This window comes from Staphylococcus sp. HMSC34G04 (genome assembly GCF_001838765.1).
Lineage (GTDB): Bacteria > Bacillota > Bacilli > Staphylococcales > Staphylococcaceae > Staphylococcus > Staphylococcus epidermidis.
The window spans coordinates 410-795 of record NZ_KV838762.1 but is presented as its reverse complement, the minus strand read 5'-3'; the positions used below and the strand labels follow the sequence as shown (position 1 = coordinate 795).

Sequence of the window (386 nt, the reverse complement as noted above, 5' to 3'; positions counted from 1 at the left end):
ATCCCTTCAGCCGGACTTGGGTATTCCTCCAAAATTATATGGACCTTGCAGGACTCGAACCTGCGACCGAACGGTTATGAGCCGTTAGCTCTAACCAACTGAGCTAAAGGTCCTGAATATAAGTATACAACTAATAGTAGTGGCGGTGGAGGGGATCGAACCCCCGACCTCACGGGTATGAACCGTACGCTCTAGCCAGCTGAGCTACACCGCCGTTATGTAGTTTGTAAATTAATAATGGTGGAGACTAGCGGGATCGAACCGCTGACCTCCTGCGTGCAAAGCAGGCGCTCTCCCAGCTGAGCTAAGCCCCCAAAATTTATTTTACTATCGGGAAGACAGGATTCGAACCTACGACCCCTTGGTCCCAAACCAAGTGCTCTACC

At 50.8% G+C, this 386-nt stretch carries 3 tRNA genes; all 3 read right to left on the bottom strand.

The annotated features are described in order from the left end of the window. Positions 1-39: 39 nt before the first annotated feature. Positions 40-113, bottom strand: a tRNA-Ile gene (locus tag HMPREF3241_RS10550). 27 nt (positions 114-140) lie between these two features. Continuing rightward, a tRNA-Met gene (locus HMPREF3241_RS10545) sits at positions 141-214 on the bottom strand. Positions 215-238: 24 nt separating this feature from the next. Then, positions 239-314: transfer RNA gene (locus tag HMPREF3241_RS10540), tRNA-Ala, on the bottom strand. Positions 315-386: the final 72 nt, after the last annotated feature.